Genomic DNA, 26,204 nt, shown 5'->3' with positions numbered 1-26,204 from the left:
CTTCAGCTCCTTATCCCAAAGTAACGCGAACGCGTTCTTGTGCAGATTTCAAACAAGCATCGATGACACGCATATTGAGTACAGCATCGGACGGGTCAAACTTCTGAGGCTTGCCTTCGAGAACGCTTCGTCCCAGGTCGTCGGCTTGAAGCGCATATTGGTTCACATAGGGAACCGATACTTCCCTGCGCTCTCCTTTGACTGTGACGAAGAAATGATCATCCGCGTTCTGCCGAACGACATAGGCGCTTGGCACCTCGATGCGGCCTTCCGTTCCCAGAATCTCCAGCACATTGCGTCCGGCGGCCCACATGCCGCAGTCGAAGGTCAAGGCAACGCCGTCCGCGAATTCGAGCAACCCCGATGCCATCATATCGACGTTATCGTGCTCCGGCGAGAAGAAAGCGTGCACCGTGGCAGCCTGTGGTTCTTGCTCGAGAATGAACCGCGCCGCGCTGATAGGATATACACCCACATCATACAAGGAGCCACCGCCCATGAATTGCTTGTAGCGCACATTGTTGGCATCCTTGGCGTTGTTGAATGTAAACGCTCCGCGCATGCCTCGGATCGTGCCGATTTCCCCCGACTGTATGACATCCTTGATCATTGCATAACGGGGATGATGACGGTACATAAAGGCTTCGGCGAATTTGACTCCGGCTTTCGCACAAGCCGCTATCATCTCTTCCGCTTCCGCGGCATTCAGGGCAAAAGGTTTTTCACACAGCACATGTTTACCGGCTTCAGCGGCCCGAATGGTCCATTCTTTATGAAGGTGATTGGGAAGCGGTATGTAAACGGCATCAATTTGGTCATCCTCCAACAAGGCCTCGTAGCTTCCGTAATGCACAGGGATATTTAATTGGGCCGCTGTTTCCTTGGCCTTCTCTTCTCCGCGGCTTGCAATTGCGGAAACTACTCCCGTCTGTGACTGCTGAATGCCCGGTATGACCGCACGCTTGGCAATCCCCGCGCAGCCCAGAATTCCCCAGCGCAGCTTTGTTTGACTCATTGCATTCCCAGCTCCTTTGCTTTGGCTAAGTTATAATGTAGTACTATATTGCCATTATATTGAACAATATTTAAAATGAAAATAACAACTTATTGCACTTCTATACAACAATATTGTCTTCAAGGAGAAGATGTCCATGCGTCGCCAGCGCTCACTTCCCACTTTATTGGAGCACGGTTATTTTTGTTTGCCGGAGTCAGTCGGATGGTACCAGAACGATGCGGGGCATACGGTCGAGCGGCAGGAAGGTGCTTTGAATAATTTCAGTATTCACCTGGTCACCAGCGGCAAAGGCTATGTATATGCCGACAATGAGCTTCACACGCTGCAGGCAGGCGACTCCTTCCTGTACTTCCCGCTTCAACAGCAGCGGTATTATTCCAGCCCTGACGACCCGTGGGATGTGCGATGGCTTCATTTCTACGGCTCTAAAGTCAAGGACTATTTGATAGAAACAGGACTTCACCGGTCGCATATTTGGTCCATACGCCAGCCTAAGCCGCTGGAGCAAGCTATGCATGACCTGCTGGTCGAAGCCGAAGAAAATGCGTTCTTCCACCTCACGAAGCTGTCCACCTTGACCTATGCCGTCATCGCTGAATTTGTCAATCAAGCCGTGCCTCTCAGCACCAGCAAGAATGAGGAGACGACCAACCGGATCGTCCAGCTGCTGCCCAGACTGCAGCAGGAGGCTTGCAAACCGTTTGATTTGGATTACTGGGCACGTGAAGCCGGTGTGAGCACCTATTATTTCTGTAAGCTGTTTAAAAAGACAACCCAGATGACTCCCATGACGTTCGTCACGCTGAGCCGTCTGCAAATGAGCAAGCAATGGCTGCTTGAGAAGAGCGAGCTAACCGTCCGGCAAATTGCATTGGAGGCAGGGTACCCGAGCACCAGCTATTTCAATAAAAAGTTTCTCGAGCAGGAAGGCATGACACCGACAGAGTATAGAGAGCTTTACTGGAATAAGTAGCCTCCTCCCTCCAGCTGCGTAAATGGACAACCGGCGTATTTTACAGTAATGTAGTTTACAGGAGCTTTACTAAAGGAAAGAAACCATTTTTTTACCGCATAAGGAGAAGGTATGAAATCACTTGTATTAGCCGAAAAGCCGAGTGTAGCCAAAGAACTGGCACGCGTGCTCGGCTGTAATCAGAAGCATAAGCATTACATGGAAGGACCCCAACACGTCGTTACCTGGGCGCTGGGCCACTTGGTCACATTGGCGGAGCCTGAGGATTACGACGCCAAGTATAAAGCCTGGAACCTTGAGGATCTGCCACTGCTTCCCGAACGGATGAAGCTGAAGCTGATCAAAGAAACGACGCCTCAATTCCGCGCTATTTCACAGCTGGCGCAGCGAGGCGATTTGGACCAGCTTATTATCGCAACTGACGCAGGAAGAGAAGGCGAGCTCGTAGCCCGCTGGATTATGGAGCTCGTTAAGTGGCGCAAGCCGTTCCGCCGTCTCTGGATATCGTCGCAGACCGACAAGGCTATTAAAGAAGGCTTTGCCAAGCTCAGACCCGGACGCGATTACGACCCGCTCTACCAATCGGCAGTATGCCGTGCAGAGGCGGACTGGCTTATAGGGCTTAACGTAACGCGTGCCCTCACCTGCAAATACAATGCACAGCTGGCAGCCGGTCGGGTGCAGACCCCTACGCTTGCCATATTGATGGATCGGGAGCGTGAAATCCGCAGCTTTCAATCCAAAGATTATTGGATGCTGAAGGCTTATTTCGGGGGTTTTCATGGATTATGGCGCGGTAAAAACCAGCCGGACGGACGGCTGTTTGATAAAGCCGCTGCTGATGCTTTGCTGGCGCGGCTGCAAAACAGCCAAGCCAAGGTAACACAACTTAAAGTGGTTGAAAAGAATGAACCCCAGCCGCTCGCATATGACCTGACCGAGCTGCAGCGGGATGCCAACCGGAAATTCGGATTTTCGGCCAAGCAAACCTCCAATGTCCTGCAAAAACTGTACGAACAGCACAAGCTGGTTACTTATCCAAGAACCGATTCACGGCATCTGACAAGCGATATGGTCTCGACCTTGCAAGGCCGTCTCGAAAGCTTAAGCGTTCAGCCTTACGCTCCGCTGGTAAAGCCGCTGCTTCGCAAGCCGCTGCCTATAACCAAACGAATCGTAGATGACAGCAAGGTTTCCGATCACCATGCCATCATTCCTACGGAGCAAGCGCCATTGCTCCATACCCTGTCAGCAGATGAGCGCAGGCTGTACGATTTGATCGTCCGGCGGTTTATTTCCTTGTTCTATCCGGTATTCCGATACGATGAAACCGCGGTCACTGTGGAGCTTGCCGGGGAAAGCTTTTTTGCCAAGGGCCGGGTTACCAAAGACGCAGGCTGGAAGACCGTATATGGGCAAGACACAGCCTCTGCATCGGGTGACAATGATGAAAATGAGGACGACGAGCAAGGCACGCAGCAGCAATCGTTACCACAGCTGCAAATCGGAGATGTACTAAAGGAGGCGCGTTGCAGTCTGGAGAAGCATGCAACCAAGCCTCCCGGCCGTTATACGGAGGCCTCCTTGCTATCGATAATGGAAAAGCATAACCTGGGAACGCCTGCCACCAGAGCGGATATCATCGAGAAGCTGCTTCAGACCGATACGATCGAGCGTAAAATGAATATTTTACAGCCTACAGGCAAGGGAGCCCAGCTAATCGAGCTTGTATCCCCTGCCCTGCGGTCGCCGGATTTAACGGCACGCTGGGAGCAAGAGCTGGAGCAGATTGCCAAAGGGAAAGGCAATATGAAAGCCTTTCTTCAAGGGATCCGCGAACAAACCATGTCCATGGTCCGTGAGGTCAAGAACAGCACTACGGAGTATAAGCCGCATAATCTGACGACGTCGAAATGCCCGGATTGCGGCAAGTCACTGCAGGAAATCAAAGGCAACCGCGGCAAAATGCTCGTTTGCGTCGATCGTGAATGCAGCTATAAAAGAGCAGCGGAACCTATGCTATCGAATAAGCGCTGTCCTCAGTGCCATAAGAAAATGGAGATTCATACGGGTAAAGCGGGGAAATATGCCCAATGCCGCCAATGTAACGTGATTGAAATGCTCAATAACGACAATCGCGTAAGCGGCAAGGCGGCCAAACGCAACACTGCCAAGCTGATCAATCAATACAGCGATAATGCCAGCCTCGGCTCTAGCTTAGGCGACGCATTGAAGGCTGCACTGCAACAACAAAAAGAAGATTGAGGCGAATTCGCCCAATCTTCTTTTTGTTTCTATGGCCTACTGAACGCCGGTCTTGCTGAGTAGCAACGGCTTCACTTCATACTCATAATACAACCGCAGCTGTTCCTTTTCCGATTCCGTAAACTGAAACTCGCAGTCACGTCCCTCATCCTGCGGAACGACTTGAGCGATTCCTCCGGAATAGGTGCAAATCAGCAGCGCGCTTAAGTCTGATAGCTCCTCCGGCAATTCGCTGCCCGCATCCAGGTCAAAGCGCACCTCGACATCGACCCACTGCTCATCCCGCAGCTCGATCGTCGACCTCATATTCATAAATTTCAATTCCCTAACATCGACTGAACCGTATTGTATCATAGGTTAACCTCGTCCATTCATCCGGTCTTTTATTTCAATTGAGCCTTTGCTCCGACCAAGTCCTGCAGTGCCATATCCAAAGTAGGATATTTAAACTCGAATTCATACTCGGTAGCAAGATACGGGAATACCCTTTGACCCTTGAGCAGGAGCTCCGACAACTCTCCGAACATGATTTTCATTACGAAAGCAGGCACAGGGAAACGGTGCGAGGTTCTCATAACCCGAGCGAGCGTACGGCCGAACTCATCATTGGTTACGGGCTGAGGAGCCGTGGCATTCAGCTGCTCGATAATGTCTTCATTTTCGATACTAAATTCGATCAAGCGGCACAAATCTTCAATATGAATCCACGAGATCACTTGCTTTCCGCTGCCGATTCTGCCCCCAACCCCTAGCTTATAAGGAAGCATCATCTTTGGGAAGGCGCCCCCGTCTTTTCCTAGAACGATACCGAGACGCAGCTTAACAAGGCGTGTGTCCTGGATTTGATCCATCGCCTTCTCCCATTTCTCCACTACTCCGGAGAGGAAGTCCTTCACATTAGGTTCGCTATGCTCAACGAACGATTCCGTCTCCGACGTTCCGTATATAGATATCCCCGAAGCGTTGACGACAACGGCCGGCTTGTTCTCCAATCGGGAGACGATATCGGCAATTCGGTTCACCGTATCCAATCGGGAATGTAATATTCTTTCTTTAGCTGCACTTGTCCAGCGCTGGTTGATGGATTCACCTGCCAAGTTGACGATGGCATCAACCCCCTCCAGCACCTTGACATCTTTCTCCAGATCCGACCAGGTTACGTTCCTTATGAGTACGTGATTAGGAGTTTGGCGCTGCCGCGAGATAAGGATGATCGAACATTTTTGCTTGAGGAAATACTCCGTCAAATGCCGGCCGATAAAGCCTGAACCACCTGCAATGGCAATTTTCATTGATGACTTCTCACTTTCAATAAAAAAATAATGAATACATAAAAACATTATATAACATAAATTCCGATAAATAAAAAGCACAAACCGCAAAATTCGGCTTGTGCTTAACATTTGGCAATAGATGCAGCTTTATCTAATTAAGGCTTGTCGTTAGGATCCGTAGGCGAGCTTTTCATTTGTTTAAACATTTTTACCGTTTTGCCTACCAAATCACTTCCAGCTGGTACCATATCGGCTGTGATGACTACATCCTCCGGCTGACCCATTTCCTCACCGTCTGTGAAGCCATCTCCATCCGTATCCTTACCGTTTACCGGATCGATGCTTGTTTTTATCAGCATGCCGTTTTCGAGCAGCATACCGGTTACCTCATAGTAATCGTCCAGCCCGTCTTGGTCCGCGTCAACGAATTCATTATGACGTGTCGTCTCCACTACCGTTCGGAAGGAAGCCTCCAGTTCCTCGGCAGTGAGCACCTGGAAGTATTGGCCGCCTCCCAGCAGAGCCATCTTTTCAAGGTACAAGCGGTCCACTTCTCTGCTCAATCCCATGGTTACGAGCGTTACACCCTTACCGTAAGCGGATTGAATCATGTTCCAATCCTTCGTTCCCTTTGGATCCTGGTCTTGCCCATCCGTCAAAAGCACTGCGACAAAACGATGATTCGGATCGCCGTGCTGTTCAAATTGTTCATAAGCTAATTTCAATCCGGCAAAAATATTCGTTCCGCCGGAGCTATCGATTTGGTAAACCGCACCGGCTACTGTAGCCCCGTCTGCAGAGAACGTGGAGTATACCTGTGCCCAGCTGTCAAAATCGATAATCGCCGCGCGGTCCGACTCGGAATGAACCGTATTCGTGTACACGCTGCCGAGCACTGTTACCGTTTCCGTTACGAAAGACGAATTCGGATTGTAGTTCAGCGAATATACAAGATCCGTGACCGCTTTTTTGCGGAGATCGTTAGGATCGGTCCAGCTCATGCTGCCGGAGCTGTCGATAATAAACGCATAGTCCACATAAGGCTTGTATACGCCCGATGTTACGGACAAGTTGTTCTTCCAGGCCTGCTCCCAAGCCAGCTTGTCAATCAGAACGTACTTACTGTTATGGTTGGTTACAAAGCTGAGGGTTCCATCGCCGGCATTCGTCGTATTCAGAAACTCAAATTTGTTTGCCGTTTCATTGTAGTACGCAGCGACCAGATTTTGACTGCTTCCGGTAGATTGAATCTGGAAGCTTAATGTAGCGCTGTTGAACGGAATTCCGTTCGTGCTGAATTCGATGACAGGCCCTACAATACCAGGAACAACTGTGTTCGCATTCTTGAACACATTGGCTTGCGGCAATGCCTCCACACTAATGCTGCCGGCGCTTCCTCTAAAGCCGGACAGACTAAGTCCTGTCAGCTCAACAGAATTGCCCTGGCCGTCCGTCCCGGCAATGGGGTTGCCTTTGCCGATCGTCGCTACCAAATCCGCTCCACTAAAAGAAAGATTCACTCCGCTCCCGCTGCTTGGACGCGAGCCTCCACCGCCCGATCCGGAACCGGAGCTTGAGCCTGTAGAACCGGAGGTTCCTGGTGTCGTCGTATCCGGAGTCGTAACTGGGTTCTTCTTCTCATCCGTTTCTTTGGCTGCAGAAGCCTCCAGCTGCTTCATGTACCTTGCAATGACCGTCATCGATTCTGCGCGGGTTGCCGCCGCAGCAGGCTTAAACCATGTTTTGCCGTTTTCTACCGTGCCTTCAAACAGCTTGTTCGATGCTGCGGCTAGAATAACGCTGTATGCCCAATTGCTTGTGCTTACATCCTCAAACACGACGGTTTGATCCGGCTTTTCCTTCAACTGATATGCCCGGACTAGCAGTGCAGCCAGCTCGGCTCGGGTTATTTCGGCATCCGGCTTAAACGCTCCATCCTCATAACCGTCTACAAGCCCTTCCTTCTTGGCTGTCTCCACATACTTGAACGCCCAGTGATCAGCGCTCACATCACGGAAGGAGGCCGTTTGGGGGTCAGCATTCTTCTTGTTCAGAGCCCCCACCAAGATTTTGACGTACTCGGCGCGGGTAATCGTTTTGTCCGGAAGGATCCAGAGCTTTCCGTCCTTCTCCACCCCGTCAATAATCCCTTTGCCGGACAAGTACTCAATCTCCGCCTTGGACCAGTGACCATCCACATCGGCGAAGGTGCGCCCCGTCCCTTCTGCGCCCGCTGCTGTCCATCCGGAACCTACAGTAAGACAGCAAATTAGTGCAGAAGCCAACATTTTCTTTAACTGCATGTTCACCCATCCCTTAATCCTATGTATTTCGCTCGCGCATCGACATTATATTACAGGGTTTTCACATGCTACAATCGCTTTCTATCATTTTGTGGTAAAGTTAACATTTTTGATAGAAAACATTCCTCGAACCTACGCGAAAAAAGTCGATTTACAAAGTGCGTTTTCCTCCTTTATAATCTGTACTTGTAGCTTACTAACTCAGGAGATTGGGTCCCATGAAAATGCTATCGGTTAAAGTTTTATTTCTATTACTTATCGGTGTTTCTATTCTACCATTCATCAGCTCCAGCTCGCCTAATGATATGTATGAGGATCAGGTTGCCGTCATCATGTACCATCATTTAAGCGACACCGCCAAAAGCAGCGTCACCATAACGCCCAAGCTATTCAGGGAGCAGCTCGAATATTTGGCGGATAAACATTACAATTTCATCACGCTCGAGCAGTTTAAGCATTACATGGCCGGCGGCGAGGTCCCTGATAATGCCGTGCTCGTCACGTTCGATGACGGCTATCGCAGCTTTTACGACATTGCCTATCCGATCTTGAAGGAAATGCATATCCCGGCCGTTAACTTCATCATTACGCGCTATTTGGACAATCCCGATGGAAGCAACATCCCTTTCATGACCAGGCAGCAGCTCAGCGAAATCCTGAGTCATCCTGAAGATAATATCGAGTTTGAATGCCACTCCGATAGCCTTCATGAGCAAATCAACGGTCAACCGATGCTGACAAGCAGGCAAAACGCTAATGGTACGCTGGAAAACAGTACGGATTACGCCAATAAAGTCATTTCCGATACGAATACCTGCAAAAACAAGCTCTCGCAGGTCAATGGCGGACCTGTTAGTACCTACGCTTACCCCTTTGGAGGCGTGGACCCTAACGCGGCAGCTCTCGTGCATCAAGCGGGTATTGAGTACGGCTTTACAACCGTCAGCGAAATGGCGACACGAAACGATGATCCTATGCAGATTCCCCGGATTACAGGCGGGAACCCAAGCATTACCCCGGATGAGCTGCACAGAACGATTATGCGTAAGGTCGTCAGTCTGGATCCAGCCTTCGGCTATATCCCGTTTCGCGAAAGCGTAGGACAAATCGGCGGTACCATGATTCAGGATCATGACGGAACCATTAACTTCTACTATAACGGCAACCACTGGACAACTCGCAAAGGCAGCAGCGTCGTTATGCTTGGGGATCAGCCAATTGATCTGGATTCACCTATTACCTTGAAACGCCGCCATGCGCAAATTCAGTTTAATGATCTGCAGAAAGCCATGGGCATCCGAATCGCTTTCAATCCTATCAGCAAGACTTTTTCCGAACGGCTTACGCCTGTCAAACAACAATAGTCGGCATATCTTACAGGAGGCAATTTTTCATTGCCTCCTTTTTGCTGTTGTCAGCATATTTAGTAAAACTATATAATACTACTAAATGGAGGCTGTTCTATGAATAATAATGAAGCACTAGAGCAATTTATCACGCATATGCAAACCATTAACCGGCATCTCCGCTCCAAGGTGTTTGACCAGCAGCCGGATTCCTTGACACGGATACAGTGGCTGCTGCTCCGGCATCTGCATCGTAACGGAACGCGCACCATCGGACAGCTGGCTGTACATCTGGATGTCAGGCCAAGCACCATGTCACAAATGATAGATCGTCTGGAGAAGTCCAGGCTCGTTTTTCGTGAGAGCAGCCAGCCGGACGCACGGGTGAAGAATGTAGCTCTAACCGAGCAAGGCAAAGACCTGATCCGCCGGACGGAAGCTCTGTGGATAGAAGCGCTCAATGATTCCTTCAATCAGTTTACGAAGCAAGAGCAGTCCGAATTGATCGGCTACATGGAACGGCTTACGGAGCGGTTGAATAAAAATATGCGGAATTCATGAAGGGTAAGCTTAAGTTTGAAGATATTTGCCTCTTTTTCGCGAAGCAAGTCGGTTTTTGAGTGCAATTGTCTGTTTTAGCATTTTCCTGTTGCTTCCTATTAGGGGAAAAAGTAAAATAATAATAATTGGAAGTAATCGGAGGTTACCCGCTTGTCATTGACCATAAACGAATTTCAAATGGAAAAATGGTACGATCACGAGCCGTTCACCTTATACCGCGGCTTCAATCCTTCCACCCAGGAAAAAAATTGGATGAAGATGCTTCAATCGGAATTCCCGACCAAGCAGGAGCTCCAATGGATTACAAACGAATATGAAAACGGACAGCATATCCAGCTGGACGTGCTAATGAAGCCGATCCGGTTGGAATCTTATAACAATACGACCATCCTATTAATGGAGCATTCAGATGGTCATCCGCTTTTTCAGCTAGCAGCTTCGGGTCCTATGGAATTGAAGCTCTTTTTTGCGTTTGGCCGCAGATATTACCGACACTGTTCGCAGGCTGCATCAGGCCAAGTATGCTCACCTGAGTCTATCCAAGCATGCGATTATTATAGAAGCGGATCGAACGATCCGATTAACGGACCTATATTCAGCTGCACCTTATTCCGCCTCTGTTAGCATGTATGAACCTGATGAAGGGTATATGGCCTACAGGCTTCCCTATATGGCTCCCGAACAGTTCGGGCGCATGGAACGTAACGCGGAGTACAGGAGCGATATTTACGCATTAGGCGTTATTTTTTATGAGCTGTTAACCGGTACGCTTCCTTTTGCCGGCAGCGATACGAGCGAGCTGATTCATCAGCATATGGCGGTACAGCCCCTCCCGCCTGCCGATATACTGCCTGCCGTTCCGAAGCCGGTGTCCGATATCATTATGAAATGTCTGGCCAAGCATCCGGAACAAAGATATCAGAGCGCATATGCTTTACGGCGGGATTTGGAAGTATGTCTGGAACAGCTTCTACATGACGGAACCATCGGTCCCATCGAGATTGGATATGGAACGCCCACGGATATTTTTAAAATACCCGATTATATCTATGGCAGGGATAACGAGCTGCAGGACATCCGCAATGCCTACCATAGAGTCATTCTGGGAAGTAAAGAAATCGTGTTCGTCTCCGGCTTGTCCGGTGTCGGCAAGTCGTTCCTGATTCAGGAATTTCAGAAATCGATCCAGAAGGAAGACGGTCTCTTTGTTCTAGGCAAGTTCGAGCAGTTTAAAAGGGACCTGCCTTTTCAAGCGATCCATCAGGCAGGACTCCAAATCATTCAATTCCTGCTGACCCTAAGTGATGCGTCATTCCAGCTATGGAAAAAGAAAATTCTTGATGCGGTCGGCCCGAACGGACAAGTGTTAATAGACATGATACCGGAGATGGAGAAAATCTTGGGCAGTCAGCCTCCTTTATCCAAGCTGCCTCCTGCCGAAACGAACAATCGGTTTTTGATGACCATCAACCAGTTCCTGGCCGTGTTTGCCACCAGGGAGCACCCGCTCGTCATCTTTATTGATGATATGCAGTGGGCCGATCCGGCTTCCTTGCAATTGGTTCAAGAATTGGCTGCGCAGCCTGCTTTCAATCATTGTCTCTTTATCGGCACTTATCGCAGCAATGAGGTGAACGATGATCATCCCCTCCAAGGGATGCTCGATAAGCTGGAGCGAATGCAGCATATTCGAGTGACCTGTATGGAGCTGGAGGCTCTCAGCCATAAAGCGGTCCAAAGTCTTATTCAGGATACGCTGCAGGTCGTGTCCGAGGATGAGCTGGATGGGCTGGCCCGGATGGTTATGAACAAAACGAAGGGCAATCCGTTTTTTACCAAGCAATTTATAAGGTCACTTTATGACCTGCAGCTTCTCCGCTTCAATTATGAGCTTAGCCGCTGGCAATGGGATCTGGAGCAAATAAATGAGCTTCACATTACGGATAATGTCGTGGATTTCATGATCGGCAAAATTCGCCGGCTGCCGGAATCCGTACAGCAGTTATTAATGAAGGCCGCTTGTATAGGCCACGTATTCCGGCCGGAGCTGCTCTCGCTGGCTGCATCTCAGGATGTGGCCCTTATTAATCAGGAGCTTCGGCGCGCGATAGACGAGGGGCTAATCGTAGCATTAAGGCGCGACGCGTATCCCCATACGTCGATAAAATATTCCTTCCTGCATGACCGGGTGCATCAAGCTGTCTACTCGCTTGTGCCGAAGGAACAGAAAAAGGAGCTTCATTACCAAATTGGCCAGATGATGCTTCAGGGGTTATCATCTGAGGATTTGGAGGAGCAGCTGTTTGAAGTCGCCAACCATTTGAATTTGGGCAAGCCTTTATTATCTTCTATTGAAGAAAAAGAACAGTTGGCCCGCTTCAACATGCAGGCCAGCGGCAAAGCCAAATCCAACACGGCATATGAAACCGCATTAAAATATGTAACACAAGCCGTTCAGCTCCTGGAGCCCAACCACTGGACGAATCAGTATGAACTGTCGTTTGCGATTTATCTGGAGCTTGCGGAGCTCGAATATTTATGCGGACATTTCGAGTCTGCGAAGCGTTCCTTCCAGATCATTCTGAATCATGCGCGTACAAGACTGGAAAAAGCGGATGCATACAACCTGATGATGGTGCTCTATACCAATCTTGGGCTCCATGAAGAAGCGATGGCCATGGGGCTTGAAGGACTGCGGCTGTTCCATATTCCATTGCAGTCCAACGTGAAGCGAAGCTCGATTCTCATCGAACTGGTTAGAACCAAATGGCATATGATGGCCAAGCATCCTTCAGATTTATTCGATCTGCCGCAAATGGTCGATGAGGACCATAAGGCCGTCATGAAGCTGATGGTGAACCTGATTGCACCGACGTATTACCTGAATTCCGAGCTGTATATTTATCTCATGCTGAAGATGTTTAACTACTCGCTAAGGAACGGGAATTCGGAAGGTTCAGCTCTGGCCTACTCTACTTACGGGGTAATTATCAGCTCTATCTTCGGCGATTTGAAGAATGGCAGCAAGTTCGGCAAGGCTGGACTGATGCTGTGTGACGCTTTGGATCATCTGCCCATCAAATGTAAAGTGTACTTCGGCTTCGGGGCGTTTACGAACAATATGACTCAGCATATAGAAAACAACATTTATTATTTAAAGAAAGCCTACCAATTCGGCGTCGAATCAGGCGACCTGGTATATGCGGGCTACTCTATCACCTTCAGCTTTTTCCTTCGTCTGTTTAAGGGGGATCCCTTGAATGACGTATTCAATGAAACCGAGCTGTATCACCCGTTTATTCAACGGGCTCAGGATCAGGATACGATCTATATCTTTATGGTGCTGCAGCGCTTCATGCTGTTCATGAGCGACGAACCCAAGCTCCAGCCGAGTACCAGCATTCCTGATATCATGGAACCATTCATGACCCCAGAGGAATGCGCGCAGCTGCAGAGCTTCACGAACAAGGCAACGGTTCATACATTCTACGCTTTGCAGCTTCAAGCCTACTACATTCTGGACCGATTGGATGAAGCTAAGCAAACGATGAAGATGATGGAGGAAAGCCTCCAATCCGTCTTTGGCCTCATACATGTGCAAATGTACTACTTTATGAGCTCGCTCGTGATTTGCGCGCTGCATCCCAAAGCTGCGGCCGCCGATCAGAAGCGTTACTGGCGCAAGCTGAAAAAGCATCTGGCTGCCATAAAAAAATGGAGCGTGCACTCGCCGGATAATTTCGCCCCTCAGAAGCTCCTTCTCGAGGCGGAAATGAATCGAATCTCCGGCAACTCCGTCATTGCGGCAGAGCTGTATGAGCAGGCAATCTTTCATGCCAACAAGCATAGATTTCTTCAGCTCGAGGCTATCGCCAACGAGTGCGCCGCCAAATTCTACACCCAGAGCGGGAGGCTTAAAATCGCTCGTGCCTATTGGACGGAAGCGAAAGCGCTGTACAGTAAATGGGGTGCCGTTCGCAAGGTGGCTCAGCTGGAAGACCAGCATCCGTACCTGGTTAACCGGACGCCTGTCTCTCAATCGGCAATTGATGTATCCACAGTAGCAAAGGCTTCCCATGTGTTGTCCAACGAAGCGGTCTTTCATAAGCTGCTGGAAAGCTTCATGCATATTGTGATAGAAAACGCGGGCGCCGAAAAAGGGCTGCTCATTCTCGAACGGGACCATCAGCTGTATGTCGAAGTGGAAAAAATGCCGGATCGTCCGTTCATGGCGCTACATTCCGTACCGATCGAAGAGTACGAGCATGCGGCGATTTCCGCCATCCAATTTGCTGTTCGCAAGGAAGAGCCTCTGCTGCTTCATGATGCGGCATCTTCCGATATGTTCCCGAAGGACGCTTATATTCGGGCGCATCAGCCTATGTCAATCCTGATTATGCCTATTATCAAACTGGGTAAAATGATCGGCGTTCTGTATTTGGAAAACAATTTGGCAAGCCATGTGTTTCAAGAGCAGCGATTGGATACATTGAAGCTCCTCGCATCCGAGATAGCCGGTACTATTGAAAATGCCAAGCTGTATACCAATCTGGAGCACAAGGATTATAAGCTGCAGCTGCTCGAGGAACGGGAAAAGAACGTTCGCCTGCAGTTGGATGAAAAGGAACGCTGGGTCCAATCCTCCGAGGCTACGATGCTGAACATTCGCAAAGCTCAGCACGAGTTAATTAATAACGTACAGACGGTTCATGCGTTACTTATGATGAACAAGTATGATATGGCCAAGGACTATATTTCCGTATGGTGCAAGGAAATCGTCCAGCAATCGGTGGTCAACTCCGTTAAATTCCCTGTATTGGGAGTCGTACTAAACAATATCAGCATCCCCTGCATCTCGCAGAAAATCGAGTTGCAGGTCAGCGGCCAGCTGGATTGTACGTTTGACGGATTGACTCTGCCTATCAGCTACTTTTCCAGCATAGTCCACAATCTATTAAAAAATGCTATTGAAGCCATCCCGGAGGATGATCCGCTGCGAACCCTCCGCCTCACGATCGAGGAGCAGGAAGAACGGTATAAATTGATGATCTTTAACAGCGGCTCCTTCATACCTGAACGGAACCGTACCAAAATATTCGAAAAGGGCTTCTCTACGAAATCCGAATCGACGAATTCCGGTCTCGGGCTTCATATCGTTCACAATTACCTGCAGCACTACGAAGGCTCTATTGAGTGCTCTTCTGAGGAAGGCGTCGGTACCACCTTCACTGTCTATTTGAAGAAGAAGTCGCCTGTCGCCACAGCCAAAACCCCTTAGGACCATATGTCCTAAGGGGTTTTGGCATAGATAGAGTGGTGTCTCCATTTACTTATCGGTCATTTGCTGAAACGATGCTTCCAGGAATCGCAAAGCATCCGGCAGGTGCTCCGACCAGTAATCCCAGTTATGTTCACCGGGAAATTCTTGATAGATGTGCTGGTATCCGATCCGTTCCAGATGCTCGTGATAAGCCGCGTTCATCGAATACAAATAATCCTCAGTCCCGCAGTTAAAGTACAATGCCGGTCGCTGACTATTTGTCAATTGAGCTTCAGCCAGCTTTTGCAAATCATAGCTCTGAGCATAAGGTCCGTGAAGAGGCCCGATCATCCGCGAAATGTCGCTGCGCGAATATTGGTTTGTGATCATCGCCGTGGAAGTAACGGCACCGGACAAGCTTGCCGCGGCACCGAAGAGCTCGGAATGGCGAAGAGCTAAAGAAAATGCGCCGAAGCCCCCCATGGATAAGCCGCAAAGAACACGATGTGCCCTGTCCGGAACGGTTCTGAAGCTCTTGTCGATCTCCTTCGCCAAATCGTAAATAAAATAATCCTCGAAGTTTCCGGTACCGTCGTACCAGTTCATATAAAAAGTGCCTAACCCGTAGCCTCCGTCATTAGGGAAAACAACAATACTTTTGCGCAGTGATCCCTCCTGCATCATCCGGTTCAGCGTCGACTCCGCATTCCCCTTAAGAAGCCAATGGGACTCACTCCCATACATACCATGGAGCAAATAGATGACGGGATACGGCTCTTCGCTTGTCTCATAGTCATCCGGCAAATATACAAAGCACGATTTACGCGCAAAAAGCGCTCCGGAGAAAAAAGGATGCGGTCTTATGCTCATACTCGTTCTTCCTAATCAAGAACAGCAGTCATATGTTCTTCGGTAATGGCCCAATGCGAGGTGTTCCAAATGGTTTCTTTATTTTTGATGTACAGGATTTGCGGTGAAGCATGCTTTACACCGGTATCCTCGGCAATTTGATTGGAGACTGGACGGGATTCAATGACCTTGACAAGCACATAGTCCACATCAGAATTCGGTTTATTTTGCAAGTAAGCTTCGTATTCCTTCAGCGCATTAAAGCTTACCGGACAAGCTGTGCTATGCTTCAAGACAACGATCGGCTTATTGGCAGATCCTTCGAAATGTTCATTCCATTCCTCTTGGGTTGTGATTTCTTTCCATTGTGTCATGTTGATTCCCTCCACTTATTGTTAAATAGCTGCTTACAAATTAATCATAATAATATAAGGTAGCTTGTATCGTTGAGCCTAGCTCCATGATGCCGTAAGAGTATTGCGACTGGCGTCTTTTATCGGTAGGAGAACCGGGATTGAGCAGCAGCGTCCCGTCATGCATACCCTGGTAAGGAATGTGGGAATGGCCGAATAGGATAACATCTACGCTCATATCGCGGAAAGCATCAATAGCCTGCTCCAGCGTTGATTTGCGCCCGCCGTCTCCATGAACAAGCCCGATCCTCCAGCCGGACAGGTTCAACACCTTTTGGCGTCCAAAGCGCTCAATGATATCTGCTCCGTCGTTATTACCCGCAACGCCATCCGTCGGGGCTATCGCCTCGAAAAGCCGGACTACCCCCGGATCCACCCAATCGCCGGCGTGAAGGATCAAATCAACCCCGCGCAAACCCTCCAGCAAGGCCTGCGGCAGCTGCTTGGCACGACGGAACATATGCGTATCGGATACTACGCCAATGCGCATCCCGATCCCCTCCTCTCCTATGTCGCTCATTCCTCCATTCTACCATAACTTGCATACAAGAAAAAAGCACCGCATAGGGTGCTTAAGGTTGATGGCAAGCCCGCTCTAATCCGTAATAGCGAACCAATCCATCGTCTGAGATGCCAACAGCTTGCGCATCCCCTGGAACTCATGAATGATCGATAGCTTATACTGCTTGAGCGATCCAATCTTGCCTAATAGATCGCTGTCCTTAATAATCATTTTGTAATTATGCTCACCCAGCTCGAGTCGAACATCGTCCTTATCCGGGGCCGATTCCAAGTAATACTTCTGCTCATAAGTCATGTTGCCGTTCATATCGGCAAATTGAATAATAAGCTTGCTGCCGTCGTTGTTCGTCTCAAAGAAGCTGTCTTTTTTCAAATCATACTGGAAATTGACCCGCAACTGCGTGCTATCCAGCCAGGTGCTCATCTTGCTTAAAGAAATGCTATACTGGTCGAATGCAACATCCTTCAAGCCAGTATTGACAATCGGCTTTTCAACCGGGAGTTCCATCTCCACGGCATTGATATAAGCATCTGCCTTGTCCTCCGTAAGACTTAGCCTCTGCTCCGTAACGGATTCACCTACAACAAGCCGCAGCCCCTTCGTATCGAATCCTTTCGGCAGCTTCGCCGAGAATGAAACTAGCGCCTTCCCCTGCGGATTTAATTTCTGCTTTACCTCCCGGACTTTGGTCGGATATAACGCGTCATCCGGCGTTTTCAAGAAGGCGGTCAGCTTCGGTACGGCATTGGAACGCTTCTCCATATTGGATACTTCCAGCTGAACCTCCAGCATATCGCTCTTTCCGTCGGTGTAGGAATTGATTTCGCGAGGTGCGTACAACGTATTTCTTCCCGTTCCAGTAATGGACTGCTGCTGGCCGAAGGCAACAACCGGAAGCTTGATCTCGGATGGCGGAAGCATAAACTGAGCCATATCCTCCACTTCATTCTCGCCTAGTTTATTTTGCAGAACCAGCTTCGTTGCCGCAAAAGGATAGGTATAAGGAATTTTGCCGACAATCTGGAAATGTACGGGTTGGCCGGGAGGAACGCCGACGGCTCTATCGGTTTTTACCGCTTTGGCCTCCACCTTCACCCCTCCGTCCAGCTCATAGTACGCCTTGATGTCCGGAAAGGGAAGCGCATCCGATTGATGATGAGTCATCGACAAATCCGCACTTAGTACATCCTGATCATCCCATGGCATACGATCGAGCTTCTCCACCTGCAGCTGATATACCCCGTCCTTATTGGCATACTCGACACTGGAGCCGATACTCGGCGGCGCTTGCTGTTCAGTGGAAACCTTAAGCGTCGTTACGGGCAGGTTTAGCTTCAAATCGCTGGTTACTGTCACCGATTGCGTAATGACCAGGTCCCAATGATCCCCGATCGCTGAAGCCGGAAGCTGCGAAGCCTTGAGCTGAAGGTCCAGCGGCACATCGGGCTGAAGCTGCTGCTTATCCCCATTCACCGTAATTTCCAGCGGGTACATCGCCCCATTGGACGCTCTAAGCGAATATTGGTAGCCGGTAAGCTTGGCGGCGGCCTGACCTTTATTCGTAGCTCTTAATGTCAGCTTAGGTGTAAGGTAAGCATCGTTTTGCAGTGCGCTCCATTTGGTTACCTCCAATGCCACCGGCACATTGCCCAGCATGACGGTCTTGCTGACGGCTTCAGGGGCAAGCACGTCTGTCGACTGATCGGGAAAGCGGATATCGCCGATCGCTTTCTCCAATTCCGTGCTGTTATAATCCCACCGGGTAAGCCGGAACCATAGATCCTGCAGTGCCGTGGCATCATTCACCGGCGCATAGAAGGTGAAGTCGACCTGCTGGCCCGCGGGAATATCCTTCTTCAGCTTGTCCTGGGGGATCAGGTCCGGAGTAAACTCCGCACCCGATGTATTGTATACCTTGACCCAATAGTCAAGGAAGGAAATGGAGCTGTTCTCCCCGTTCGTTACGCTCAATGTAAAAAATAACATATTGCCGTTGTCGGATGGCATGACCGCGGCGTTTTTCAATTCAATTTTGCTGTGAGGCGCTATGGAGACGGAGGACAGGCGCATCGTTTCATCGATCTCATCCCTCTGGTAGCTCTCCCCCTGCGCCATGGTGACGGGACTCGGGATGACCCCTGCCGATGCCGTCATGGCTGCTATAAGAAGCAGCAGGATTTTATTTTTTGCCGATAATTTCATGTTCCTTTTCCCCTTTCTCCTCCTCCGGAGGGAGTAAAACGATGCGGCCCTCCTCCACCTGAACCCTTACCTTATTCGATGATTGAACGCCTATGGACTGCAGCATATCGCCCGGTATTTGAAGCCGTCCGGCTCTATCCAGAACCGCGTATTCCACGTGCGAATCTTCCTCATCCGACTGCAAGCCTTGCTCGAGCTCTGCCAGCTCATCGGCATACGATTTGCGCCGGATAATTTCGGATGAGGTTTTGCCGTCACGAATCGCAACGACACGGTCGACCTTCTTGGCTAACAGCGGATCATGGGTGACAATAACGACCGTTAACCCCATTCTCCGGTTCAAGTCCCGGAACAAATCCAGGATTTGATTCGCCATCTTCGTGTCTACGGAGCCTGTAGGCTCGTCAGCCAGCAGCATCTTAGGATTGTTGGCAAGGGCTATGGCAATCGCCACCCGCTGCTGCTCCCCGCCGGAGAGCTGATTCAGCTTATTTTTGATACGATGGCTTAAGCCTACGGCCTCAAGCAGCTCCAGAGCTCTCTCCCGCTTGCGCTTTCCCTGGAGCAAAATGGGCAGCTCTACATTTTCCAACGCGGTTAAATAGGGAATCAAGTTTCTGGCATTGTTCTGCCATACGAAGCCTACCGTCTCCCTCTTGTATTTCACAAGGTCCTTCTCTGTAAATTTCAGCAAATCTTTCCCGTCGACCAACAGCTGTCCGGCAGAGGGGCGGTCCAATCCCCCTAGCATGTTCAGCAGTGTCGATTTGCCGCTGCCGCTGTTGCCTATGATGGCCATCAGCTCTCCAGGCTCCACATGAAGATCCAGGCCTTGCAAAGCAACGACTTCCAGATCGGCTACTTTATATATTTTGACGAGGTTATCGCAGTGAATCATGGTTAGTCCTCCCCTAGCTTCACAGCTTGATGAATTTTGATTCTTGACAGCATCGTACCAAGAATAATCAGACCAACGACCAGCATAGTGCTCACGATAATGTACAACTGAAACTGATCTCGCGGATCAAAAGTCACCTGGAACGGGGGCACTTGACTCGTTGATTGCAAGGAAAGCTGAAACATGGGAACAAAGAGTCTGCTTGTCAGGCCGCCTGTAATAAGCCCGATTCCTATAGCTGCTCCGGAGGTAAGAAGCTGCTCACCAATTAGCATAAAGATGAGCTGGCGGAACGATATCCCCATCGCTCTTAATATCCCGAGCTGCAGCACACGGCTGGAAAGAGACAATATCCAGTACAACAAAAATCCGCAGAAGCTGATCACTATGGAAATGATAAAGCCCAAGGTCATCACACCGTTTATCGCAAGCTGGAACGGATCGTTCTTGGATCGGATAAGCTCCTGCTTGGCGTCGCTCAGCTTCGTGACGGGAATGTTCCTCTGCTCCACCGCATCGTACAGCTCCTGACTGGAAGCGTTAGGCTTTAGCTTCAGCCATACGTCATAGGGCTCCAGAGCCATATTGTTCTGAATGTAAGACAGGTGGCCTACGATCAGCATGGGAGCCAATACTTTTTTGGCTTTGGCATTTGCGCCTGTGCCGGTGCTTGTTGAAGTATTTTTATCGGCATATTTGGGATTCGGATTCCAGGACGGCCAGTAGTCCACAATGCCAAACACGTTAAACATCGTATTTTCGACTCCGTTCCACCCTACATAAATATGGTCTCCGACCTTCAAATTAAACTGGTCCGCAAGCGTTTTCGAGATTAGAACAGCAGAAGGACTCGAGGCCAGCAGGTTCAGGTACTCATAGAAGGAATGATCGAGAAGCCCCCCGCGAAACCATGCCGTTCGCCCGAAATCATCGGTATCAATCCCCATCAAGGTCGCATTCGCTTTTTCCTTGCCTACGGTGAAGCTCGCATCCTTCTTCGTAAACACTTTGGCGGCCTGCTCCACACCCGGAAGCTGTGTCATAGGCATGAACGGCGGTTCGGAATACTGTATCTTCTTCTTTACCGCCGGAACCACAGGTGCCGTTACCGCAGGGGTCTCCGAGTCATCCGAGCTGGCCGATTCATCCTCCATCTCCATCCCGGGCGGCGGTGCATCGTCTTCCCACTTGATCTGCATGGAGATATCCGCGCCATTGCTGTACATGATCTTCTCACCCGTATTCTTGTTGATGGTTCGGGCAGCGCTTGCGCTGAACAGCCCCGTTGCCAAAGTAACGCTCAAGAATACCATGATGGCTTGATACTGCGTAATGGATCTGCCGACCTGCAGCAGGGTCGAATACAAGGAAGGTGACCACCAGCGCCGGCCCGCCTGATAAATAAACCGGATAATCCATGGATAAATCCGAAGCAGCACAAAGCTCATGCCTAGTATGAACAACGCAGGAACCAGGAACAGCAGCGGATCCATCTGCAAATCGCTTGCTTCCAATCCAAGGGACTGCATATCCGCCATGCGTCTCTTGAAATTTTGCAATCCATAGAGCGAAACGCCCAATAGGACTACATCTACGAAATATTTATGCCAAAAGGAAAGCTTGGTTTGACGCGCCATTTGCTGTTTGTGACCGACAATGCTGGTGCGGGTTGCAAAGAACACGGGAAGCAAAGTCATGACCAGGGAGCACAGGACCGCTATCATTCCGTACTGATACGCTTCGTTATTCAACCGCACGTCCAGCGCCGCACGCTGAACGAATTCCAAAAATCCGTTCGAGGCGCCGAGCATCCGGGTCAGCGTCAAGCCGCAGAATGGACCCGCCAGGATCGCAATTCCGCCCAAAAGCAAGCCCTCCACGACATAGCTCATAATGATCTGAAGCCTGCTGGCTCCCCTGCTTCGCAATACGGCGATTTCCGTCTTCTGGCGGTCCGTAATGAGATTGGAAACCATAAACAAATAATAGGCGAGCATGATCATGACAGGCACGTTCAAGGACCAGAGCATGGTACGCAGCTTCTCTTCCTTGACGAAATACGTGCTCATCGTCTGCAAGGCCGGTGCCTTCATCGAGTAATTCGGGAACTTTCCGCTAAGAAAATCTTCCGTATTCGAGTAGGTCGAGATGAACCGGTTAATGGAATCCAGCTTCATCTGGCTGTAGTCCACCGCGGTGTACCAGATACTGGAGCGCAGCATGAGCTTTCGTTCCTGGGTCACATTCTTTTCAAACCATGGATAAGCGACCAGCAAGCTTGAGTTATAGCTCGATAAAGCATTGTACCAATACACGTCGTCATACGATTTGCGGTCGATCACACCGACTATTTTAAAAGTAAACTTGTCGTTTATCGACTCATCCTCTATCGTGTACTCCTGACCGACCACCATCTTCAGATTCGTCAGCGTCTGATCCACGACGGCTACCTCGATAACACCGTTCACCGGTTCCGCGGAAGGAAACTTCCCGTCAATCATCCTTACATGGTCTTCCAGTCCGCTTAGCGTTGTGATGTCGGCCATCCGTTTGACGGAAGCATCGATCTTGTCCGCATTAACCGGTACCATGTTATATTTGTCCGTGGCTCTCTCGGTCACATAGGATTTGATCGGCAGATTAAACCGCGGCTGTGCGGTCTTCACCATGTACTCGTCCGCTTCCTGAATCGCCTGCCTGGATTGCTCCGGCGTCATCTCGCTGTTCAAAAACACCGACGTCCAAAAGATTCCCGGGTACTGCTGGCTGCTATCCTGCAGAAGCTCCAGATCCTTAATCAACAGACGCTGTAAAATTGCGTTCGTATAAATAGGCATACTGCTTACAAGCCCGACCGAGATGATCAAGCCCAGCAGCAGGCTGAGTTCGAGCCATTTGTTTTTGATCATCTTTCGCATGATCATCACAAGGATTGCCACCAAGCGTCACCTCAATTGTTTAAAATCACCTTTTGTCCTTCTTTGAGCCCTTTGCGGATTTCAACCTCCGTTGCCGATACGATTCCCTTTTCCACATCGACTTCCTTGCGGCTTTCGCCTTCAAGCACCTGCACATAATCGCGTCCCATGTAAGAACGCAGTCCCACTTTAGGAATAATCAGCACATTTTCCCTGCTCTCCGTCACGATGGTGATATCCGCATTCGTCCCGATCGTAACCTCTGCAGGAAGCTCATCGGGCACAATGATGATCGACTTGGAGTTTTTATCTGCAATCGCTTTCACATCGGACTGCGGTGCGGTCGCTGGAATTTGGACGACCTTGCCCTTGTATGGCTTGTTTTTAATTTTCAAATCGGCGGTCATTCCGACTTGGATTCCAGTCAGATCGGCTGAGTTAGAAGATTCGTAAGCCAGCTTCATCGATTTGGGATCCGATACGGTCATAATCGTCTTATAAGCCGTCACCGCATCGCCCTGCTTGATGGTATCGATGAACGTCACAATGCCATCCACATCGGATACCAGCTTCGTCCGGCCCAGCTGCTGCCTGAGCATGTCCAGCTGAATCTGCTCCTTCTGTACATCAAGAACCTTGGAACGGATGGTCAAAGCGTCACCGCGCTTCTCCTCCTTCGCTTGCTCCAGAGCAATTTGCGCCTTCTCGACCACCAGCTCCTGCTGCTTGATCTTTCCTTCTATTTCTCCTTTCTCCAGCTGCGCTACGACATCTCCTTTTGCAACCTTGGACCCCAATGAGACATTAATGGCATTAAGACGCCCGCCGGATTCCGGATAATACAGATACTGCAATTTATCTGAAGCGAAGGTTCCGACACCGCTGACCTGCTTCGTTATATTGCCTCTCTTGACCTCGTACAGCTCGAAATTTTCTTTGACCGGCTTCACCAGCGGGGGCTGAAGCGCCTGCTCTTCCTTAGGCAGCAAGCTGCACCCCGGCAATGCGGCCAGCACGGATGCCGCCAATAGGGCGGTGAAAAGGGAGCTGCGGCGGCGGTTAGCTTTCTTCGACAATATGTCCATCCTCCAATGCGTACACTTGATCGACAATTTCCATAATCGCCGGATCATGCGTAGTTAAAATAATTGTCATGCCTTCCATCTGAACCAAATCCTTGAATACCTTCATCACCTGCAGTCCCATCCGGCTATCCAGTTCCGCCGTCGGCTCATCGGCCAGCAGCAGCTTCGGTCTATGGGCGATCGCTCTTGCAATGGCGACGCGCTGCTGCTCTCCGCCTGACATCTCATAGGGACGATGCTTCATTCTCGCCTTCAAGCCGACGAAATCCAGCGCCTGCTCGGAGTATTCCCGGTGCTTGGAGGAAGGAACACCGGCTATACGTAAGCCGAATTCCACATTCTCATAAGCAGACATGTAAGGTACAAGCGCAAAGGATTGAAAAATCAGCCCGAGCTGGGTGCGTCTCAGCTCATTGCGTTTTTTGTCCGACATGACGGTGACATCCTGCCCCATAAAATAAATCGCGCCTTCCGTCGGACGATCCAAAGCGCCCAGCATATTCAAGAGCGTTGTCTTCCCCGAGCCGGAGCGTCCTCTTAGCGCGACAAGCCGGCCTGGCGGGATGCTCAGATTGGCTCCGCGAAGCGCATGAACGGCTGCCGAGCCCTTGCCGAACGATCGGGTCACGCTAACGGCCTGTATGATCGGCTCGCCCGGGTCATGCTTGATTAACGGAAAATTCATGGCAATTACGTCACTCCTTAAATGAAAGCGTTCTCTATATTAAATGTAAACTTTTCCAGACCATAAAAATAGACACCAATTTGTTAGGAATTGGTGTCTATTTGTTCTGTTCCTCATACTCCTTCGGCGAACATCCGACAATCTTCTTGAACGTTTTGGCGAATGTCTTGGGATCGATGAAACCGACAGCCTCCGCCACCTCATATACTTTTCGCTCCTTATTGCGCAGCAGGCGCTTGGCCTCCTGAAGACGAATATTCGTTAACGTCTCGATCAACGACTCACCCGTTTCCTTGCTGTACAAATCGCTTAGGTAGCTCCTGCTTAACTTGACATGGTCCGCAATATCCGAGGTGCTGATCTGCAAATGATAGTGCTCTCGCATAAAGCTCATTGCCTTGCGGACAAAAGGGTTCCGCGAAGCCAATTGAACGTTGGATTGCAGTATTGCAGTCAGATTGGACACTGCCTCCAAAAACCATGCAGCCAGCGATTCCATGGTCAAATGGGACTGCACCGCCGCAGATGAAACATATTGGCGTTCAAACGGCTCCAGATCTGTGTCCGTCTCTTGTCGGGCGAATGCGACAGCCAGTCCCAGCAGTTCAAATACAAAGCTGTAGACCGTATCGGCAGGCGGGTGATTTTGTTCCAGGTGGGCCATCATTTGCCGAGCCCAATAATGCATAGCCTCTTCATTATGACCTGTAATCGCCCGTAACAGGTTTTGTTTTTCCTCCACAGGGAGGGAACCGTTCCATTCCACAGGGGCTGCCGCAGCAAAGCGCGCATCGTCGAAACCGGCATGCTTTCCTCCATAAAACATCCGGTTTCTGTCCGCTTCATGCAGAGCGACCAGATTCTGAAGCTGCTCCCAGCCGCTAATTCCTTGAACCTCCGTCAGGCAATAACGATCCTTACTTAACCCGAACTGTTCCGTTAATGTTACTTCCACATCCGCTAGTCTGCGGCTCCCGTTATCCTCATATAGCAGCAGGGTCCTATGCTCCGTCAGACTGATAAAAGCAAGTGCATCGGGCCAATGCCAGCCAAGAACGGACAGCTGTGAATCCGGTGTAAATTGAATCATACAGCTGCTTAACGCTCTGCCCGGAGAAAACCACTCCTGCTCCAGCCCGGCGTCCCTCTGCCCGCTAAGCCAGCATTTCTGAAGCCTCATTCCCCATTGCGCCTGTCGGGACAGCTGAAGCTGACGCTGCACCTGCTCTCGTACTTCATTCTCCTTCCGCTGCCTGATCAGCGCTTCCTTTGCTTCGACCAGGATATCCGCCAGTTGCTCCGGCTCCATCGCAGGCTTCAGAATATAATCGTGAGCCCCCTGCTTCATGGCTTCCTTCACGTAGGTGAAATCGTCCAGACAGCTCAGCACGACTACCGCAGCATCCGTATTAGCCTGGCGGAGACGCTTGACCAATTCCAAACCGTCCATTCTTGGCATCAGAATATCAGTCACTACCAGATCGGCCGGTTCACGCTGCAACCGCTCCCAAGCATCCAAACCGTCGAACGCCTCTCCGCCCCATTGCAGTCCGTAATCCTCCCATCGAATCATCGTTTTAAGAACTTTGCGGACAATCGGTTCATCGTCCACGATAAGCACTTTCATCACT

19 protein-coding genes are annotated in these 26,204 nt (G+C 50.1%); 6 read left to right on the top strand and 13 right to left on the bottom strand.

Annotation, left to right across the window (positions count from 1 at the left end; genetic code table 11):
• Window positions 1-10: 10 nt before the first annotated feature.
• The gene (locus tag B1728_RS05400) at window positions 11-1,015 is read right to left on the bottom strand and encodes a Gfo/Idh/MocA family protein (protein ID WP_079909164.1); all 1,005 of its coding nucleotides are present in this window, start codon (window positions 1,013-1,015) and stop codon (window positions 11-13) included.
• A gap of 136 nt (window positions 1,016-1,151) precedes the next feature.
• Here B1728_RS05400 and B1728_RS05395 point away from each other — a divergent pair, with 136 nt between their 5' ends.
• Together B1728_RS05395 and B1728_RS05390 are read left to right on the top strand one after the other, a co-directional pair.
• Complete coding sequence (locus tag B1728_RS05395; RefSeq protein WP_079909163.1) at window positions 1,152-1,991, top strand: AraC family transcriptional regulator; 840 nt, start codon at window positions 1,152-1,154, stop codon at window positions 1,989-1,991.
• 111 nt (window positions 1,992-2,102) lie between these two features.
• On the top strand, window positions 2,103-4,256 hold the full coding sequence (locus B1728_RS05390; protein WP_079909162.1) for a DNA topoisomerase III: 2,154 nt from the start codon (window positions 2,103-2,105) through the stop codon (window positions 4,254-4,256).
• Between the two features lie 36 nt (window positions 4,257-4,292).
• On the opposite strand, the gene B1728_RS05385 is transcribed toward B1728_RS05390, so the two are convergent.
• The 3 genes from B1728_RS05385 to B1728_RS05375 form a co-directional block, all read right to left on the bottom strand.
• Window positions 4,293-4,610 carry a hypothetical protein gene (locus B1728_RS05385; protein WP_079909161.1) on the bottom strand — a complete coding sequence of 106 codons (318 nt, stop codon included), beginning with the start codon at window positions 4,608-4,610 and terminating at the stop codon, window positions 4,293-4,295.
• A gap of 29 nt (window positions 4,611-4,639) precedes the next feature.
• The gene (locus tag B1728_RS05380) at window positions 4,640-5,548 is read right to left on the bottom strand and encodes a TIGR01777 family oxidoreductase (protein WP_079909160.1); all 909 of its coding nucleotides are present in this window, start codon (window positions 5,546-5,548) and stop codon (window positions 4,640-4,642) included.
• A gap of 137 nt (window positions 5,549-5,685) precedes the next feature.
• Window positions 5,686-7,833, bottom strand: coding sequence for an S-layer homology domain-containing protein (locus B1728_RS05375; protein WP_079909159.1), 2,148 nt, complete (start codon window positions 7,831-7,833; stop codon window positions 5,686-5,688).
• Between the two features lie 218 nt (window positions 7,834-8,051).
• Between B1728_RS05375 and B1728_RS05370 the strand changes: the two genes are divergently transcribed.
• From B1728_RS05370 to B1728_RS05355, 4 genes are all read left to right on the top strand, one after another.
• Window positions 8,052-9,197, top strand: coding sequence for a polysaccharide deacetylase family protein (locus B1728_RS05370; RefSeq protein WP_079909158.1), 1,146 nt, complete (start codon window positions 8,052-8,054; stop codon window positions 9,195-9,197).
• Between the two features lie 99 nt (window positions 9,198-9,296).
• Entirely contained in the window at window positions 9,297-9,740 is a 444-nt protein-coding gene (locus B1728_RS05365; protein WP_079909157.1) for a MarR family winged helix-turn-helix transcriptional regulator, read from the top strand.
• Window positions 9,741-9,890: 150 nt separating this feature from the next.
• The gene (locus B1728_RS36705) at window positions 9,891-10,364 is read left to right on the top strand and encodes a hypothetical protein (RefSeq protein WP_079909156.1); all 474 of its coding nucleotides are present in this window, start codon (window positions 9,891-9,893) and stop codon (window positions 10,362-10,364) included.
• Window positions 10,246-15,018, top strand: a complete 4,773-nt coding sequence (locus B1728_RS05355; protein ID WP_256865275.1) for an AAA family ATPase — start codon at window positions 10,246-10,248, stop codon at window positions 15,016-15,018. Before B1728_RS36705 ends, B1728_RS05355 begins: the two co-directional genes overlap by 119 nt.
• 48 nt (window positions 15,019-15,066) lie before the next feature.
• Here B1728_RS05355 and B1728_RS05350 read toward each other — a convergent pair whose 3' ends face one another.
• From B1728_RS05350 to B1728_RS05310, 9 genes are all read right to left on the bottom strand, one after another.
• On the bottom strand, window positions 15,067-15,870 hold the full coding sequence (locus tag B1728_RS05350; RefSeq protein ID WP_079909154.1) for an alpha/beta hydrolase: 804 nt from the start codon (window positions 15,868-15,870) through the stop codon (window positions 15,067-15,069).
• 11 nt (window positions 15,871-15,881) lie between these two features.
• Window positions 15,882-16,223 carry a bacillithiol system redox-active protein YtxJ gene (gene ytxJ, locus B1728_RS05345; protein WP_079909153.1) on the bottom strand — a complete coding sequence of 114 codons (342 nt, stop codon included), beginning with the start codon at window positions 16,221-16,223 and terminating at the stop codon, window positions 15,882-15,884.
• A gap of 40 nt (window positions 16,224-16,263) precedes the next feature.
• Complete coding sequence (locus B1728_RS05340; RefSeq protein ID WP_079909152.1) at window positions 16,264-16,752, bottom strand: metallophosphoesterase family protein; 489 nt, start codon at window positions 16,750-16,752, stop codon at window positions 16,264-16,266.
• A gap of 105 nt (window positions 16,753-16,857) precedes the next feature.
• A complete protein-coding gene (locus B1728_RS05335) occupies window positions 16,858-18,987 on the bottom strand; it encodes a hypothetical protein (protein WP_079909151.1) in 2,130 nt (709 codons plus the stop codon).
• The gene (locus B1728_RS05330) at window positions 18,965-19,885 is read right to left on the bottom strand and encodes an ABC transporter ATP-binding protein (protein ID WP_079909150.1); all 921 of its coding nucleotides are present in this window, start codon (window positions 19,883-19,885) and stop codon (window positions 18,965-18,967) included. The genes B1728_RS05335 and B1728_RS05330 overlap by 23 nt, the downstream gene beginning before the upstream one ends.
• Window positions 19,886-19,887: 2 nt before the next feature.
• Window positions 19,888-22,809 carry an ABC transporter permease gene (locus B1728_RS05325; protein WP_256865274.1) on the bottom strand — a complete coding sequence of 974 codons (2,922 nt, stop codon included), beginning with the start codon at window positions 22,807-22,809 and terminating at the stop codon, window positions 19,888-19,890.
• Between the two features lie 26 nt (window positions 22,810-22,835).
• Complete coding sequence (locus B1728_RS05320; RefSeq protein ID WP_256865244.1) at window positions 22,836-23,879, bottom strand: efflux RND transporter periplasmic adaptor subunit; 1,044 nt, start codon at window positions 23,877-23,879, stop codon at window positions 22,836-22,838.
• Window positions 23,863-24,573: an ABC transporter ATP-binding protein gene (locus B1728_RS05315; protein ID WP_079909147.1), complete on the bottom strand. Its 711-nt coding sequence runs from the start codon at window positions 24,571-24,573 to the stop codon at window positions 23,863-23,865. The genes B1728_RS05320 and B1728_RS05315 overlap by 17 nt, the downstream gene beginning before the upstream one ends.
• Before the next feature lie 97 nt (window positions 24,574-24,670).
• Window positions 24,671-26,200, bottom strand: coding sequence for a response regulator transcription factor (locus B1728_RS05310; protein ID WP_079909146.1), 1,530 nt, complete (start codon window positions 26,198-26,200; stop codon window positions 24,671-24,673).
• Window positions 26,201-26,204 lie beyond the last annotated feature (4 nt).

The organism is Paenibacillus sp. 32352, from assembly GCF_002042965.1.
Lineage (GTDB): Bacteria > Bacillota > Bacilli > Paenibacillales > NBRC-103111 > Paenibacillus_S > Paenibacillus_S vulneris.
Note: the sequence above shows the minus strand (reverse complement) of the source record. Positions and strands in the feature narration are given on the sequence as shown.

Excerpts from the sequence above, each read along its gene's own strand:
- B1728_RS05400 (WP_079909164.1), bottom strand. The coding sequence starts at position 1,015 with ATGAGTCAAACAAAGCTGCGCTGGGGAATTCTGGGCTGCGCGGGGATT.
- B1728_RS05395 (WP_079909163.1), top strand. The coding sequence starts at position 1,152 with ATGCGTCGCCAGCGCTCACTTCCCACTTTATTGGAGCACGGTTATTTT.
- B1728_RS05390 (WP_079909162.1), top strand. The coding sequence starts at position 2,103 with ATGAAATCACTTGTATTAGCCGAAAAGCCGAGTGTAGCCAAAGAACTG.
- B1728_RS05385 (WP_079909161.1), bottom strand. The coding sequence starts at position 4,610 with ATGATACAATACGGTTCAGTCGATGTTAGGGAATTGAAATTTATGAAT.
- B1728_RS05380 (WP_079909160.1), bottom strand. The coding sequence starts at position 5,548 with ATGAAAATTGCCATTGCAGGTGGTTCAGGCTTTATCGGCCGGCATTTG.
- B1728_RS05375 (WP_079909159.1), bottom strand. The coding sequence starts at position 7,833 with ATGCAGTTAAAGAAAATGTTGGCTTCTGCACTAATTTGCTGTCTTACT.
- B1728_RS05370 (WP_079909158.1), top strand. The coding sequence starts at position 8,052 with ATGAAAATGCTATCGGTTAAAGTTTTATTTCTATTACTTATCGGTGTT.
- B1728_RS05365 (WP_079909157.1), top strand. The coding sequence starts at position 9,297 with ATGAATAATAATGAAGCACTAGAGCAATTTATCACGCATATGCAAACC.
- B1728_RS05350 (WP_079909154.1), bottom strand. The coding sequence starts at position 15,870 with ATGAGCATAAGACCGCATCCTTTTTTCTCCGGAGCGCTTTTTGCGCGT.
- ytxJ (WP_079909153.1), bottom strand. The coding sequence starts at position 16,223 with ATGACACAATGGAAAGAAATCACAACCCAAGAGGAATGGAATGAACAT.
- B1728_RS05340 (WP_079909152.1), bottom strand. The coding sequence starts at position 16,752 with ATGCGCATTGGCGTAGTATCCGATACGCATATGTTCCGTCGTGCCAAG.
- B1728_RS05335 (WP_079909151.1), bottom strand. The coding sequence starts at position 18,987 with ATGAAATTATCGGCAAAAAATAAAATCCTGCTGCTTCTTATAGCAGCC.
- B1728_RS05330 (WP_079909150.1), bottom strand. The coding sequence starts at position 19,885 with ATGATTCACTGCGATAACCTCGTCAAAATATATAAAGTAGCCGATCTG.
- B1728_RS05325 (WP_256865274.1), bottom strand. The coding sequence starts at position 22,809 with ATGATCATGCGAAAGATGATCAAAAACAAATGGCTCGAACTCAGCCTG.
- B1728_RS05315 (WP_079909147.1), bottom strand. The coding sequence starts at position 24,573 with ATGAATTTTCCGTTAATCAAGCATGACCCGGGCGAGCCGATCATACAG.
- B1728_RS05310 (WP_079909146.1), bottom strand. The coding sequence starts at position 26,200 with ATGAAAGTGCTTATCGTGGACGATGAACCGATTGTCCGCAAAGTTCTT.